Below are 17,052 nucleotides of genomic sequence, written 5' to 3' on the forward strand. Positions count from 1 at the left end.
ATGTCATATGAAGTCAATCATCGAGCTTGATGGCAGCACATTAACAAGACAGCAAATTGAGGAAATCGTTAAGGGGAATGCTGAAGTTGCACTTTCTGCAGACAGTGTAGAGCGTATCCGTTTAAGTAGAGAACGAATTGAAAAGCGTTTAGCTGAAGGGCAAACGATTTATGGTGTAAATACAGGATTTGGAAAGTTGAGTAACATAAAGATTGAAGAGGAAGATATTGAACTTTTACAGTTAAATTTATTGCGCTCAGATGCAACAGGTGTGGGCGAACCGTTCCCAACAGATGTTGTACGTGCAATGATGGTTTTACGTGCCAATGCTTTAGCGCGTGGTTTTTCAGGCGTTCGTCAGGAAACAGTGCAACTATTATTGGAATTTATTAATAAAGGTGTACATCCAATTGTACCGTCACAAGGCTCAGTTGGAGCAAGTGGGGATTTAGCGCCATTATCACATTTGGCTTTAGTGCTTGTTGGAGAAGGTAAGGCTGAGTTTAATGGAGAGGTTATGAGTGGTAGTATGGCATTACAGGAAGTTGGACTTACGCCTGTCCGACTCCAAGCCAAGGAAGGGCTAGCACTAGTTAATGGTACTCAAGCGATGACAGGTATTGGTGTTTTGACAGTGAACGAGGCTGAGCGCATCGGGCTTGCGGCAGATATGGCGGCAAGTTTAACACTAGAGGCATTGAAGGGTATTACATCGGCGTTTGATCCAGCACTTTTAGCAGTAAGACCACATCCGGAATTAGAACTTGTAGGCGGACGAATTCGTAAGTGGCTTGATGGAAGTAAACGTGTAACGAAGCAGGGTGAGTTACGCATGCAGGATGCTTATTCACTTCGCTGTATCCCACAGGTACATGGTGCATCTTGGCAGTCATTCTTCTACGCCAAGGACCGAGTGCAAACAGAAATGAATGCAACGACAGATAATCCGATTGTTTTAGAAAATGGTGAGGTATTATCTGGTGGCCATTTCCATGGTCAACCAATTGCATTAGCAATGGATTTCTTAAAAATTGGCGTTTGTGAGTGGGCTAATATTTCAGAGCGTCGTACAGAGCGTATGGTTAATCCGCAACTTAATGAAGGTTTGCCACCATTTTTAGCGACAAACCCTGGTATTGAATGTGGACTAATGATTGCTCAATATACAGCGGCTTCTATCGTATCTGAAAACAAAGTATTGGCACATCCTTCGAGTGTGGATTCTATTCCAACATCGGGTAACCAAGAAGATCATGTGAGCATGGGGACAACATCAGCTCGCCAAGTCCGTCAAATTGTTCACAATGCTGCACGAGTAATAGCGATAGAAATGATTTGTGCATCACAGGCTATTCATTTAGATAAGGCAGAAGAGCAGTTATCTCCAACAACACGAAAGTATTTAGAAAAAGTGCGTGAATTTTGTCCGCCACTGTTAGCGGATCAACCAATTGGCGATGAAATTGAAGCGCTTGCAAAGTATTTATTAACGAGCGATGTTCTATTAAATGAGTATATGTAAGTCTTATTGCGATAACTTAGCTAAAGCAAATCCCAAAAAACTCCTCAACTTGTGAACTAGAGATTCTATCGGGAAAAGTTCAAACGTAAGGGGAAAAGGATGGAATTTCAGCAACGAGAGCTGGGGCAAGATTCGGAATTTCGAGTCTCCCCCGCTATGAAGACGGTTGTCTATAATTTAGTCGGAATATTCAACTTTTTATATTTGGAATTCCATTAACACTTATTTGGTTTTAGCGTGTCGTATTTTCTTTAATCATCGTAACACCAATAGCATTTTTACTATTTTAAAGGAGCGTGTTTTTTATGGTATTCAAAACGAGCATTCGTGCACCACGTGGGAATGAACTAACTTGTAAGGGCTGGACACAGGAAGCGGCAATGCGTATGTTAATGAACAATTTAGATCCGGAAGTAGCTGAAAATCCAGATGAGCTAATTGTCTATGGGGGAATCGGTAAGGCAGCGCGTAATTGGGAGTGCTACGAGCAAATTATTGCTTCATTAAAAGAATTAGAGAATGATGAAACCCTTCTTATTCAATCAGGGAAGCCAGTAGCTGTATTCCGCACACATGAACATGCACCGCGCGTGTTAATTGCGAATTCTAATTTAGTACCAGCGTGGGCAAATTGGGAGCATTTTTATGAGTTAGAGGACCGCGATTTAATGATGTATGGTCAAATGACGGCTGGTAGCTGGATTTATATTGGTGCACAAGGGATTTTACAAGGAACGTATCTATCATTTGTAGAAGCAGGTAAAAAAGTATTTGGCACAGCCGATTTACGCGGTAAATTCATCCTGACAGGTGGTATGGGTGGTATGAGTGGTGCACAGCCTTTAGCTGGAAAAATGGCTGGCGCTGTAATTTTAGTAGTCGAAGTGGATCGTGCCCGAATTGAACGCAAAATAAAAGAAGGCTACTGTGATTATATTGTGGAGACAGTAGATGAAGCAATTGAGTTAGTCAATAAACTACGAGACAAAAAAGAGCCTGCATCGATTGGTCTTGTTGGCAACTGTGCAGACGTTAATCGTGAGCTATTGAATCGAGGAATTATCCCTGATTTTGTAACAGATCAAACATCTGCGCATGATCCGATTAATGGCTATGTCCCGAATGGTATGACATTTTTGGAAGCACTAGAACTGCGTAAAACAGATGTGAAAACATATGAGCAAAAAGCAAAAGAAACTATGGCCGAGCATGTCCGTACAATGCTTGAATTCCAACAGGCGGGCGCAGAAGTATTTGATTATGGTAATAATATCCGTGCTTATGCCAAAGAGATGGGCGTAACCAATGCCTTTGATTTCCCAGGCTTTGTGCCAGCATATATTCGTCCATTATTCTGTGAGGGCAAAGGACCATTTCGCTGGGCGGCACTTTCAGGCAATCCTGAGGATATTTATAAAACAGATGCACTTGCAATAAAAATGTTTGCTGAAGATGAAGGTCTTGTGAATTGGATTGATATGGCGCAAAAAATGGTTAAATGGCAGGGGTTACCGGCACGAATTTGCTGGCTAGGCTATGGCGATCGACATCGCTTTGCATTGAAGGTTAATGAAATGGTTGCCAATGGTGAGCTATCAGGGCCGATTGTCTTTGGGCGAGATCATCTAGACTCAGGCTCTGTTGCATCGCCAAATCGTGAAACGGAGGGTATGATGGATGGCTCTGATGCAGTATCAGACTGGCCAATTTTAAATGCACTTGTCAATACAGCGAGTGGTGCAAGCTGGGTAAGTGTTCATCACGGTGGTGGTGTAGGTATGGGCTATTCTCAGCACGCAGGCCAAGTGTTAGTAGCAGATGGATCAGCACTTGCTGCAGAGAAAATTGCAAGAGTGTTAATTTCTGATCCAGGAATGGGCGTTGCGCGTCATGTAGATGCTGGCTATGACATTGCGATTCAAACAGCGAAAAACAAAGGTGTGCATATACCAATGTTAAAGGATGATGTGAAGTGACCATTTTAATCAAAAATGCCAATGAAGTCATTACATTAAAAAGTAATGCCCAAGGACCGCGCACGAAGGAACAAATGCGAGAGATTGCGGTTGTTGAAAATGGTAGTGTCCTTATAAAGGAAGATCGTATTATAGCTGTTGGGGCTTTTGAACAGCTGGCAGTAGATTTCCCTGATTTAGTCAAGAAAGCAGATACTATTGATGCTTCTGGTAAGATTGTGATGCCAGGTTTGGTGGATTGTCATACGCATTTAGTTCATGGTGGGACGCGCGAGCAAGAGTTTAATATGCGACTTAATGGTTCTACCTACATGGAAATTATGAATGCAGGTGGTGGAATTCACGCAACAACAAAGCTTACACGAGAAACTAGCTTTGAAGATTTATATGCAAAGACGCTGCAGCACTTAGATGTGTTTTTAAAGCATGGTGTGACAACAGTTGAAGCAAAATCAGGCTATGGCTTGGATTGGGAAACGGAAATGAAACAGCTAGAGGTAGCAAGAAAATTACAAGCAACTCATGATGTTGATGTCGTTAGTACTTTTATGGGAGCACATGCAGTACCGCAAGACTATAAGGGCCGTGAAGATGAATTCGTTGCGATTGTGATTCATGACATGCTACCAAAAGTAGCGGAGCTAAAACTGGCTGAATTTAATGATGTATTTTGTGAAAAAGGCGTCTTTACACCAGAGCAATCACAGCGTATTTTAGAGGCTGGAAAAGCACTTGGTTTAACGCCAAAAATTCATGCTGATGAAATTGAGCCGTATAAGGGGGCAGAGCTTGCTGCAGAGGTTGGAGCAATTTCAGCAGAGCATTTGTTGGTTGCTTCTGATGAGGGTATTCAAAGAATGGCAAAAGCGGGTACGATTGCTGTATTATTGCCTGGAACTGCATTCTTCTTACGTGCACCATTTGCAAGGGGGCGTCTAATGATCGATGAAGGGGTACCTGTAGCGATATCCACAGATTTTAATCCTGGATCATCACCAACAATGAGTCTACCATTTATTATGAATTTAGCTTGTATGCATATGGGCATGACGCTGGAGGAAGTACTAACAGCGACAACGATTAATGCCGCATACGCACTTAATCGAGGCGAACAAATTGGTTCACTTGAGGCAGAAAAACAAGCTGATGTTGTTATTTTAGATGTTGCTAACTACAAACAACTACAATATTTCTATGGCATGAATCATACAAATACTGTTATTAAAAAAGGGCGAATTGTTGTGCGAAATGGTATTCTTTCAAATTAACCTTTTTACAAATAAGATAATATTTTAATCCCTTCAGTTTTTTTATGAGGGGATTTTTTAATGATTATAATTAAACAATAATTATTTACTATACTATGTTAGTAATACTAAGTACTTTTTAAATATACTTAGTATTATAAGTATTTGTAAAAATAATGAATTATAGGGTATTATATTCTAAAAAGAAATGGGGTAGATGACAATTCAAACGAAACCAGCCTATCAGAAAATTTATGACACAATTAAGCAAGAAATAGCAGAGGGCAAATATCTTGTTGGTGATATTTTACCTTCGGAGGCAGAGCTAGAAAAAATATTCAAGGTAAGCCGTACGCCAGTGAGAAATGCGCTAAAGCAGCTTGAAAATGACAAAATAATTCATAGAGTGCAAGGGAAGGGGTCTTTTGTCAGCAACCAACAACCAAAACAAACTTGGACTAGTATGTCAGGTTTTAGAAACCATTATTCAAATGATTGGGAAAAAATATCTGTTCGGACTATTGAAATTAAAGAGGTGGTCAATCCACACTTTGCTAAGCTGTTAAAACTAGAAGAGGATACAGAACTCATTTATTTAAAAAGAATTCGATATTTGAACAATCAACCAATGTTTTTCTTAGAGCACTATATCCGACCGGTAATATGCTCTGAGATTTATCAAGAAAATACAGCGATTTCTTCCGTGCAACAACTATTAAAAGAGCAATCAAATATCGATATTGTTGAGGTGGAGGATGAAATAGAAGCTGTTATTGCGACTCCTTATATTGCAGGTGCTTTGCAAATACCAGATACATCTGCTGTGTTAAGAGGGACGAGAATATCTTATGCAGAAAATAAGGTTCCTATGGATTTAAATATTTTCTATATAAATACGGATAATTGGAAGTACTATTCTTATTTCAGATACTAAAAAGCATCCCATTTGATATTGATAAAATATAGATCTATTTTTTATGATACTTAGTATTATAAGTTATTGACATCCTCAGTACTATAATTTATTATTTAATTATTCGCTATTATCAGAATTAATAAAATAAATGCGAGTGAAGGGGATGAAGTAATGTATAAGATGAAAAGATTGTTATTTTTACTGGGGACTATTGGGGTGTTGTCCATAATTCTTGTGGGGTGTAGCAATAGCAACTCTGATGCAGGTACTGGTGGTGTCGAAAAAGTAAGCGTAGCTGCTTTAAATAACTATCCGCCTCTTATTTTTAAACAGGATGGTAAATTAACTGGCTTTGAATATGATTTATTGCAAGCGGTTGCAGAAAAGGAAAATTTAGAGCTGGAATTTAAAGAGATGAAATTTGATGGTTTTATTCCAGGCTTACAATCTAATCAGGTAGATATCGCTTCCTCGCTATTAATACGTGAAGAACGCAAGGAAGTTGTAGATTTCTCAGAGATCTTTTTAAATTCTGGATTAGTGCTTGCTGTAGCAAATGATAGTTCCATCCAATCCTTCGAAGATTTAAAAGGAAAAACAATTGTTGCTACACAAGGTTCTACAACATTTGAAAAGGCAAAGGAATTAGCAGATAAATATGGTGGAAAAGCAAAGCCTCTAAAAGAAACAGATGCTCTGTATTTAGATGTAGAAAATGGAAATGCAGATGCGCTTGTGCTTAACTCTCCAACAGTTGAGTATCGTTTAGCGGTAGATGGTGACAATGTAAAGTTCCGAATTGTTGGAGAGCATATGACAGTCGATGAGCATGCATTCGCTGTTAAAAAAGGGAACAAAGAGTTAGCAGATAAGATTAATGCTGGTTTAAAAACAGTTAAGAAAAATGGGGAATATGACAAAATCCATGAAAAATGGTTTGGTAAATAAACATAGTTAATGTGAAGTGAGGTGTTTTAATGGAAACAACATTCAAAGTTATGACAGATGCACTGCCTTATCTTCTGCAAGGGTTATATATGACGCTATTAATATCCATTTTATCAATAATTTTCTCATTTATAATTGGGCTAATTGCATGTTTTATGAGAATGTCAAAGTATGCCATTTTACGATATCCTGCAGCAATATATGTTAATCTGATTCGCGGAACACCAATACTAATTCAAATATTATTTATTTACTTTGGTGCACCAACAGCTTTGGATATACATCTTTCGGCTTTTACAGCAGGACTGATTGCCATAAGCTTTAATATTGGAGCTTATAATACAGAGATTTTCCGTGGAGGAATTGAATCAATTGGTAAGGGACAAATGGAAGCAGGAAGGTCCTTAGGTTTCTCATATGCTCAAACAATGGCTTTAATCATTTTACCACAGGCTGTACGACGTATGATTCCGTCATTTGTGAACCAATTAACGCACGCAATTAAGGATACATCAATGCTGTCAGTTATTGGAATAGCTGAATTAACAATGGTTGGACAATCCATCTATGCTATGAATTTTAGATCCTTTGAAATATTAACGATGGTAGGATTATTCTACTTTATCACCATTTATACTGTTTCCCTTATTTCTGCTAAGATGGAACGGAGGTTTGTTATTACATGATAAAGGTTAATAGTCTATCTAAATCCTTTGGAGATTTACAAGTTCTAAAAAATATTAGCACAGAGATTGCAGCTAAAGAGGTTGTTTGTATTATAGGCTCATCTGGTTCTGGTAAAAGTACATTTTTAAGATGCCTGAACCTATTAGAAGAACCGAGTGGTGGCGAAATTATTATAGAAGGCGAAAATATTTTAGATAAAACCGTTGATATTAACAAACTTCGTCAAAAAATGGGGATGGTTTTCCAGCAATTTAACCTATTTCCGCAAAAAACGGTTATTGAAAATATTACATTAGCACCAATAAGACTCAAAAAGAAAACAAAAGTGGAAGTTGAAAAACAAGCGATGGAGCTGTTAAAAAAAGTAGGTTTAGCAGAGAAAGCAACCGCTTATCCCTCTAATTTATCGGGTGGACAACAACAGCGTGTTGCTATTGCGAGAGCATTAGCAATGGAGCCACATGTAATGCTATTTGATGAGCCAACGTCTGCACTGGACCCAGAAATGGTTGGAGAGGTTTTACGGGTTATGAAACAATTAGCACAAGAAGGGATGACAATGGTCATTGTCACACACGAAATGGGATTTGCCCGTGAAGTAGCTGATCGAGTTATTTATATTGACGGTGGTAATATAGTAGAAGAAGGAGATCCAAGAGATATATTCACAAACCCATCTCATGAAAGAACAAAAGCATTTTTATCAAAAGTATTATAAAAACTAATGGAGTCTTTCTGTTGCTAAACAAAGGCTCCCATTCTCCAAATTTTTTTACAACAACTTAGTATACTAAGTATTACAAATATATTTTCGGAGGAGGAATTACATGACAAAAACAGTCTTATTAATTGAACCAACGATTCGACCGAATGGTGTTGAGTACTTGACCAATCATTTTAATGTAGTGTTGGCACCAAATGGCTCAGAGGCTACCCTTATAGACTTTATAAACAAACATCAAGCCCACGCCGTCATTGTTAGAACAGAAAAAATTACAAGAAATATTTTAGAAAGCTGCCCCTCCCTTGAAGTTGTGGGAATGCATGGGGTCGGGCTAGATAATATAGATGTTCCAAGTGCAACAGAAAATGGAATAGTCGTATTGAATGCACCGTCAAGTAATTACACTTCTGTTGCAGAGCATGCGATGATGTCTATTTTAGCTTTAAGTAGAAACTTAAATATTAGTGATTCTAAAGTCAGAATTAATGAATGGCATTATAGAGAATCGTATTTTCCTATGGAAGTGAACGGGAAGACGCTTTTAATCGTAGGAATGGGAAGGGTCGGACAGGATTTAGCTAAAAAAGCAAGAGCATTTAATATGAATGTTTTAGGATTTGATCCATTTGTTACAGAATCAGAGATGCAGCTACATGGTGTTGTTAAAATGGATGACTTAAATATGTGTCTTCCAATATGTGATTTTATCTCTTTACATGCACCACTAACGAAAAGCACATATCATTTATTTTCTGCAAAGCAATTTGAGTTAATGAAAGTTTCAGCATTTGTTATTAATTTAGGGAGAGGCTCATTGATAAATGAACAAGCATTATATAGCGCATTAGTTACTAAAAAAATAGCTGGTGCAGCGTTAGATGTTTTAGAGCAAGAGCCTCCAAATAGTGATAACCCTCTTCTTGCATTGGAGAATGTGATTTTCACACCGCATTTTGGTGGCGATACATTAGAGGCAAAAGATAGATGCTCTGAATCTATAACACACGAAATTAGTGTTGTGTTAAAAGGGAAAATACCAAGAAATATAGTAAATCCACAAGCATTAGGTAATGCAAAGGCTTATAAATAATATTTAAAGGAGATTATTAAAATGGGGTTTAATGGAATTATGACTGCGTTAGTAACACCTTTACATCCGGGTGGGTCTGTTGATCAACAAAGCTTCGCAAATTTAATCGAGGATCAGCTAAATAATAATATTCATTCTTTGCTTGTATTAGGTGGAACAGGAGAATATGCTGCTCTCAATATGGAACAACGAAAAATTGCTATTGATGTTGCATTAAGAACTGTCAATGGTCGTGTGCCGGTAGTAGTAGGCTTGCTTTCTCCAGGATTAGGCGACAATGTGGAATTAGGTAGCTATGCAAAACAAGCTGGTGCTGACGCTGTAATGATTGTGACACCATATTATGTAAGTCCAACAAAACAAGGATTTATCGAATACTATGAAGCGATTGATAAATGTTTAGAGATGCCAATTATCCTTTATAACATTCCTTATAAAACAGGCATTCACTTGGCTAATGATACAGTAAAAGAGATTGTTGAAAATGTACCAAATGTAGTTGGAATGAAAGTTTGCTCAGATAATATAGGTGATGTTCTTGAGCTACTTCAAACTGTTGGTGATAAAATTTCCGTTCTTTGTGGAGAGGACTTCAGAGCGGTGTCCTCATTTATTGCAGGAGCACCAGGGGCTATAACAGCTAGCTCAAATCTTATTCCAGAAGTATGGGTGAAGATTTATGACTTAGTTCAAGAGAAAAACTATGATGAGGCAGTAGAGCTGCATAAAAAGTTTTTCCCATTAATGAAGACGCTATATAAAGAAGGAAATCCAGGACCTCTAAAAACCGCATTAAATTTAGTCGGTATACCTGTTGGTTCAGTATCAGTGCCGTTAGTAGATGCTTCATCTAGTATTGAAGCAGAGCTTAAAAATACATTAACAGAGCTGGTTGTACCAGTAAGATAAGGATAATAATTTTTTTTAGCTCAATATGTTGAGTGGATAACAATATTGGAGGTATATATGGTAGTAGCATATAAGCATGAGCCGTTTACTGATTTTAGTGTAGAAGCTAATCGATTAGATTATTTTAATGCTTTACAAACCGTTGAAGGGTACTTAGGGCAAGATTACGATTTAGTGATTGGTGGCGAGCGAATTACCACAGAGGATAAGATTATTTCCTACAATCCTTCCAATAAAAGAGAAGTGATTGGACGTGTATCGAAGGCGAACAAAGAGCTAGCTGAGAAAGCTATGCAGGTAGCTGTTCAAGCATTTAAAACGTGGAAAAAAGTGAAACCTGAGTTTCGCGCAGATGTTTTATTTAAGGCTGCGGCAATTATTCGTCGACGAAAGCATGAATTTTCAGCATTGTTAACAAAGGAAGCAGGTAAGCCATGGAAGGAGGCAGATGCAGACACAGCTGAAGCCATTGATTTCTTGGAGTATTATGGTCGTCAAATGCTTTTAATTAAAGACGGCTCACCTGTTCAAAGTCGTCCAAATGAATTTAATCGTTATAACTATATTCCATTAGGGGTAGGGATTATTATCTCTCCATGGAACTTCCCATTTGCGATTATGGCTGGAACAACAGTTGCAGCAATTGTGACAGGTAATACAGTATTATTGAAGCCAGCTTCCACTACTCCGGTGATTGCTGCTAAATTCGTTGAAGTGATGGAAGAAGCAGGTCTTCCTAAAGGTGTTCTTAACTTCGTCCCAGGAAGCGGCTCAGAAGTGGGGGATTATCTGGTCGACCATAAAGACACACGATTTATAAGCTTTACAGGTTCACGTGATGTTGGCCTCCGTATTTTTGAACGTGCTTCAAAAGTTCGTAAGGGGCAAATTTGGATAAAGCGTGTGATTGCAGAAATGGGTGGAAAGGACACAATTGTTGTTGATAAAGAAGCAGATCTAGAATTAGCAGCGACTTCGATAGTATCCTCTGCGTTTGGCTTCTCTGGTCAAAAATGTTCTGCGTGTTCTCGTGCAGTTATTGTAGAAGATGTATATGATCAAGTTCTTGAACGTGTGGTAGCATTAACCAATGAATTGACTCAAGGTGATCCAACTGACTATACAAACTACATGGCAACTGTAATTGATCAGAATGCCTATAATAAAATCATGGATTATATTGAGATTGGTAAGCAGGAAGGAAGGCTGTTGACAGGTGGAGAAGGGGACGATTCTATCGGTTACTTTATTCAGCCAACCGTATTTGCTGACCTTTCTCCAGAGGCAAGGATTATGAAGGAAGAAATTTTTGGACCAGTAGTCGGCTTTACGAAGGCGAAGGATTTTGATCATGCAATTGAAATTGCTAACAATACAGAATATGGCTTAACGGGTGCAGTGATTACAAATAACCGTGGGCATATAGAAAAGGCTCGTGAAGAATTCCATGTCGGAAATCTTTACTTCAACCGTGGTTGTACGGGCGCTATTGTTGGATATCAGCCGTTTGGTGGATTTAATATGTCAGGAACAGACTCCAAGGCTGGTGGTCCGGATTATTTACTTCTTCATATGCAGGCAAAAACAAGCTCAGAAATGCTTTAATAGCAAGGCTTTATAATAACATTGCATAAACCAACCAATTGTCGATGATTATATAGGCAACTGGTTGGTTAATTTTAGTTAAAAAAGAGTTGCAATTATTAGTGTTAACAAGTATTATTTTATTAAATAGTAATTACGGAATTACAAATTACTTAAATTGTTTTAATAAAGGAGTTTTTTCAATGACAAAATTCCGTAGTGAAGAAGAAGTGATTGCAAACTACGATTCCTCAAAATATCAAACACCTGATGGCTATAGAGCGGATATTGCTATTTTTACAATTGTCTCAGAAAAAAAAGAAGAAAAAGCACCGCCGAATATGACGCTAAAGATTATGCTCATCAAGCGTGCAGCAAAGGATGCTGAAGGAAATCCAAATGTCGAAGGAGGCAAATGGGCACTTCCAGGAGGATTTATAGATGCTAGTCAGAAGGAAACAGCCTATATTGCTGCGAAAAGGGAGTTAAAAGAAGAGACAAATGTAGAGGGTCTACATATACAACATTTTGGTGTATACGATGGAATTGATCGAGATCCTCGCGGTTGGATGATTTCAAATGCCTTTTACGCCATTGTTCCAGAAATATTTATTGAGCAACGACAGGCAAATGATGATGCCGCTGAGGTGGAGCTATTTGATATAGAGGAGGTATTTACTCTTCAACTAGCATTTGATCATCGTCAAATTATTATCGATGCATTGGCATTTATTAAAAGAGATATGATACAAACAACAGTTGCTAAAAATTTTTTACCACAGGAATTTACTCTGTCTGAATTACAGCGAGTACTCCTGACAGTCGGAGAGGATTCCCGAATTTCCAATGATTCTGTATTCTTTACAAAGGTACCAAAACTACCTTTTATCGAAAGGGTATTGGATGAGGAAGGGAAGCCGAAGAAGACAAAACGTAATTCTTTCAGACCTTCACAACTATATACATTTAATGATTTTGAAATTGTTGAGTCCATTTACCATTAGGAAAGATTCGTCTTTCCTGTTTATTTTAATGAAAGTAATTTGTAATTTAAGTATTACTAATTAATTTTAAATGGAGTGATAAAATGATGAAAAAGCTAGCATTAATTAATATTGATTACACAGTGGATTTTGTTGCAACAGATGGAGCTTTAACTTGTGAAGAGCTTGGACAACTGCTTGAGCAGGCAAATGTTGACTTAACAACAGAAATTATCAGGAATGGCGAGTTTACTGTATTTGCTATAGATGTTCATGAAGAAGGGGATGTTTATCATCCAGAAGCAAAGCTATTTCCGCCTCATAATATTCGCAATACAAAAGGTAGAGATTTATATGGAGCTTTAAAAGCGTTATACGAATCAAATAAAGAGCGGGACTATGTTTATTATCTCGATAAAACGCGCTACTCTGCCTTCGCAGGGACCGATTTGGAGTTGAAATTACGTGAAAGAGACATCACTGAACTTCATTTAATTGGGGTTTGTACAGATATCTGTGTTCTTCATACAGCAGTAGATGCTTATAATAAAGCTTCGACATTGTGATTCATAAAAATGCTGTGGCATCTTTTAATCAATCAGGGCATGAGTGGACGTTAAGTCATTTCGAGCAAACACTTGGTGCTACTATTATTTGACCTAAAAGAATGGAGGAAAAACATGAAATATGCAGACGATAGCCTCATGTTACACACGGAATTATATCAAATTAGTATGGTTCAAACCTATTGGCAAGATGGTGTTCATCAACGTAAAGCTGTTTTTGAGCTATACTTTAGAAAACTTCCATTTGGCAATGGTTATGCGATATTCGCTGGCTTAAAAAAGTGATAGAGTTTATAAATAATATTGGATTCTGACATTCAATATTTGCGAGAAGAGCGGAAATATCCAGAGAAGTTTCTACAATACATACAGGATCTTAGGTTTACAGGAACTATTAAGGGGATGAGGGAAGGTGAGCTAGTTTTTGCCAATGAGCCAATCCTACGAATAGAGGCAACATTGGCAGAAGCTGATACTAGATAGAAAGTGACAGGAGGAAGATACGATGGCGAGAATAGGTATATATGGTTCATCCTTTGATCCGATTACCAATGTTCATCTTTGGACAGCTAGCACAGTCGCACACCGCTGTAAATTAGATAAGGTTATTTTTTTACCTTGCTCGAATAAACGAAGGGATAAAACAATAAAGACAGAGGATACTCATCGCTGGAATATGTTACAACTAGCGATTGCCAAGGATGATCGCTTTATTGCAGATGCCTATGAAATGAATCAAGAAGGCTGGAATATTTACACATATGACACCATGAAATATTTTAGAGAAAAGCATCCAGAGAATGAAGTTCATTTTATTATGGGCGCCGATTTATTAGTAGATATTGGTGCGGGATTATGGAAAAAGAGTGACGCATTAGTTGCTGAAAATAAATTTATTGTAATGGCGAGGCATGGAGTTGATATGCTTTCAACGATTAGTCGTTCTCCGATTTTGAGGAATCATGATGATGGAAGATTCCATTTAATGGACAAAGGCTTAGCGATGGAAATTAGCTCTAGCTATATTCGAGAAGAATTTGCAATGGGTGGGGAACCAAAGTATTTATTGCCTGACGCTTGCTATAACTACATTAAAGAGCATGGTCTTTATAAAAAATAAACGGAATGCCCCGCCATTTTCCATGTTGTGAGGATCTCGAAATTGTCTCGTTTTTTTCTGTCTTTTATAGAAATGCTGGAGTGTGGATTAATTCCACACTTATTTTTATTTTGAAAAGATGGTGAATTTTATCATATATAATTCTAGGTAAGATATAATAAAAGTGAAACTTAATCAGTGGGGGTTTTCTTCACCCCGCTGATTATTAGTCTTCATCAATCGGGCATTTACGGGCAGTATCTTAATTACATCTTAAATTAGGAGTCTTGTACCCGATGCCTCGCTTCGCTTTTGGTTCAGATAAATTACTGCCTGGTAATGCGAGGTAAATATTGTGGTACCTAAGAGGTAAGGTGTCACAATGGCTAGAGTTTTGATTTTGGTATCATCTCTAGTCGATCGCAATGATTAATGTTAGAAAGGAATTCTTGGATGTGCAGCTTACATTAACATTTCTTATTTTAGGAGTAACAATTTTTGTGTTTGTGACCAATAAAATACGAGCAGATCTCGTGGCAATTGTGTCACTTCTAGCATTTGTCATGACAGATATTTTAACGCCAACTGAGGCACTCGCTGGTTTCTCTAACTCTGTAGTTTTAATGATTGCAGGGCTATTTGTCGTGGGAGCGGGAATTTTACGTACGGGACTTGCGGGGATGGCGGGGCAGTTGCTGCTGAAATGGTCAGGTAATAGTGAACTTAAATTATTTGTGTTATTGCTCATTATTGTGGGCTCTGTCGGTGCATTTATGAGTAATACAGGTACTGTAGCTTTGATGATGCCAATCGTTGTGAGTATAGCGATTAGTATGAAGGTAAGCCCGTCAAAGTTCTTACTACCACTATCATACGTTGCAAGTCTTTCTGGGCTTATGACACTTATTGCCTCTCCGACAAATTTAATTGTCAGTCAGTTATTGGTTGATCGTGGTTATGAAAAGCTGGGCTTTTTCGAAGTGACACCCATTGGTATTGTTGGGATGATTGCAGGTATTACCTATTTAGTACTAGTTCGAAATATACTATTACCAAATGATAAAAACCGTACACAATCTAGTTCCGGCTATAAACTTTCTCCAAAGAAGATTATTAAACAATATGATTTGAACAATCGTTTGTTCAAAGTTTTTGTTCCGGAGGATTCACATATCATTGACACATCATTGGCAGAATTAAAACTCCCAGCCAAATATGCGCTCTGTATGATGAAAATTCATCGGAAATCACAAGAAGGCATTAATTTGTTACCGATGACATATCAAGAAATGGCGGGGCCAACAAGTGTGATGCATGCCCGGGACGAACTATATGTCCAAGGCGAGGAACAGGATATTCGTCGCTTTACTATGGATTATAATTTAGAGATGCGGGAGTTAGCCGAAGGGGAGGCTGATGAATTGGTATCAAAGCATCTTGGTATTGCGGAAGTATTATTAACCCCAAATTCTAGCTTTATAAATGAAACTGTCGGCTCTCTTGGCTTCCGAGAAAAATACAATCTTAATATAATCGGTATAAATCGTAGAGGTGGCTATAAACTTCAAGACATGGTGACACATAAATTGAAATTCGGAGATGCCATTTTAGTACAAGGTGCATGGGATGAAATCCTATTACTTGCAAGAGAAACACAAGATGTCGTTGTTGTTGGTCAGCCGAAGGAACATGCGAGTGTTGCGGCTGCTACGGGGAAAGCCGGTATTGCAGGTGTCATTATGCTTTTAATGATTGTGCTAATGGCTTTTGAAATTTTCCCTGCTGTTATTTCTGTGATGATTGGTGCTGTACTTATGTTATTAACTGGCTGTTTACGTAATATGGAGGATGCATACAGCAATATGAATTTTGAAAGTATTGTTCTTGTTGCTGCAATGCTTCCTATGGCTACAGCATTGGAGAAAACAGGAGGAATGACAATCTTATCTGATGGTATTATCAATGCGCTTGGTGACTATGGACCTTACGGGGTACTGATTGGTGTTTATATATTAACAGTTATCTTTGGTCAATTTATTAGCAATACTGCTACTGCGGTATTGTTTGCGCCAATTGCTATGAATGCAGCGATTGCTATGGAAGTTAGCCCAACAACATTTATGATTGCTGTTGCTGTAGCAGCGAGTATGGCGTTTGTTACACCAATTGCTTCACCAACAAATGCACTTGTGATGACAGCAGGTGGTTATAAATTTATGGATTTTGTTAAGATTGGAATGCCATTGCAGATTGTTATGTTTATTGTCATGATGCTAGCAATCCCATTTTTCTTCCCGTTTTAAAAAACTCGGTCTCTACACCGAGTTTTTTTAATTTCTATTAATATTTTATTTAAGGTTATGATAAAATTCTATTTTAGATAGAAAAAAGTTAAATTAACTTAAGATGAAGAGTCTAATTTTATTTTTTTCGTAATCATCATTTATATAGGAAGCTTTTCATTGAAATGAAAAAGTATTTTTTTTATTAGAAAAAGTGTTGACCTTTTTGAATTATGAGTGTAATATTGTACAAGTCGCTAAGATAACTGCTGATAAACAATTAAATTAAATAAATTAGTTGTTGACACGGAGTTTATGATGTGATATTATATAAGAGTTGCTGCTGGGAAAACAGCGGCGATATGAACCTTGAAAACTGAACAAGCAAAACGTAATCAATAAAGTTTTTAGTAGCTAACCTTGAGTTAGTGAACAAAACAAATTTTGGACATCATAAAGATGCCAGCAAAACAATTTGAGCTAATCAAATTTCTTTTATGGAGAGTTTGATCCTGGCTC

General features: G+C 37.8%; 13 protein-coding genes and 2 pseudogenes. All 15 read left to right on the forward strand.

The features are described from left to right. Nucleotides 1–7: 7 nt before the first annotated feature. A complete protein-coding gene (gene hutH, locus ACIQXF_RS16820) occupies nt 8–1,522 on the forward strand; it encodes a histidine ammonia-lyase (protein WP_402784900.1) in 1,515 nt (504 codons plus the stop codon). Between the two features lie 305 nt (nt 1,523–1,827). Then, nucleotides 1,828–3,498: a urocanate hydratase gene (gene hutU / locus ACIQXF_RS16825; RefSeq protein ID WP_402784903.1), complete on the forward strand. Its 1,671-nt coding sequence runs from the start codon at nt 1,828–1,830 to the stop codon at nt 3,496–3,498. Beyond that, on the forward strand, nt 3,495–4,766 hold the full coding sequence (gene hutI / locus ACIQXF_RS16830) for an imidazolonepropionase (RefSeq protein WP_402784906.1): 1,272 nt from the start codon (nt 3,495–3,497) through the stop codon (nt 4,764–4,766). Before hutU ends, hutI begins: the two co-directional genes overlap by 4 nt. Nucleotides 4,767–4,962: 196 nt before the next feature. Further along, complete coding sequence (locus ACIQXF_RS16835; RefSeq protein ID WP_402784909.1) at nt 4,963–5,679, forward strand: GntR family transcriptional regulator; 717 nt, start codon at nt 4,963–4,965, stop codon at nt 5,677–5,679. A 153-nt stretch (nt 5,680–5,832) separates the two neighbouring features. Then, nucleotides 5,833–6,609, forward strand: coding sequence for a transporter substrate-binding domain-containing protein (locus ACIQXF_RS16840; protein ID WP_402784912.1), 777 nt, complete (start codon nt 5,833–5,835; stop codon nt 6,607–6,609). 29 nt (nt 6,610–6,638) lie between these two features. Continuing rightward, complete coding sequence (locus ACIQXF_RS16845) at nt 6,639–7,295, forward strand: amino acid ABC transporter permease (protein ID WP_402784915.1); 657 nt, start codon at nt 6,639–6,641, stop codon at nt 7,293–7,295. Further along, on the forward strand, nt 7,292–8,014 hold the full coding sequence (locus ACIQXF_RS16850) for an amino acid ABC transporter ATP-binding protein (RefSeq protein WP_402784918.1): 723 nt from the start codon (nt 7,292–7,294) through the stop codon (nt 8,012–8,014). Before ACIQXF_RS16845 ends, ACIQXF_RS16850 begins: the two co-directional genes overlap by 4 nt. A gap of 109 nt (nt 8,015–8,123) precedes the next feature. Continuing rightward, nucleotides 8,124–9,110 carry a hydroxyacid dehydrogenase gene (locus ACIQXF_RS16855; protein ID WP_402784920.1) on the forward strand — a complete coding sequence of 329 codons (987 nt, stop codon included), beginning with the start codon at nt 8,124–8,126 and terminating at the stop codon, nt 9,108–9,110. Between the two features lie 21 nt (nt 9,111–9,131). Then, entirely contained in the window at nt 9,132–10,019 is an 888-nt protein-coding gene (gene dapA / locus ACIQXF_RS16860) for a 4-hydroxy-tetrahydrodipicolinate synthase (protein WP_402784922.1), read from the forward strand. 57 nt (nt 10,020–10,076) lie between these two features. Then, entirely contained in the window at nt 10,077–11,624 is a 1,548-nt protein-coding gene (pruA, locus tag ACIQXF_RS16865; protein ID WP_402784924.1) for an L-glutamate gamma-semialdehyde dehydrogenase, read from the forward strand. Nucleotides 11,625–11,806: 182 nt separating this feature from the next. Then, entirely contained in the window at nt 11,807–12,607 is an 801-nt protein-coding gene (locus tag ACIQXF_RS16870) for an NUDIX domain-containing protein (RefSeq protein WP_402784926.1), read from the forward strand. Nucleotides 12,608–12,690: 83 nt separating this feature from the next. Further along, nucleotides 12,691–13,244, forward strand: a pseudogene (locus ACIQXF_RS16875) (cysteine hydrolase family protein). 46 nt (nt 13,245–13,290) lie between these two features. Continuing rightward, nucleotides 13,291–13,635 (forward strand): annotated as a pseudogene (locus tag ACIQXF_RS16880) (hypothetical protein). Between the two features lie 22 nt (nt 13,636–13,657). Then, nucleotides 13,658–14,272 carry a nicotinate-nucleotide adenylyltransferase gene (gene nadD, locus ACIQXF_RS16885; protein WP_402784928.1) on the forward strand — a complete coding sequence of 205 codons (615 nt, stop codon included), beginning with the start codon at nt 13,658–13,660 and terminating at the stop codon, nt 14,270–14,272. A gap of 428 nt (nt 14,273–14,700) precedes the next feature. Then, nucleotides 14,701–16,554, forward strand: a complete 1,854-nt coding sequence (locus ACIQXF_RS16890; protein WP_402784938.1) for an SLC13 family permease — start codon at nt 14,701–14,703, stop codon at nt 16,552–16,554. Nucleotides 16,555–17,052: the final 498 nt, after the last annotated feature.

This window comes from Lysinibacillus sp. NPDC097231 (genome assembly GCF_044761885.1).
Classification (GTDB): Bacteria; Bacillota; Bacilli; order Bacillales_A; family Planococcaceae; genus Lysinibacillus.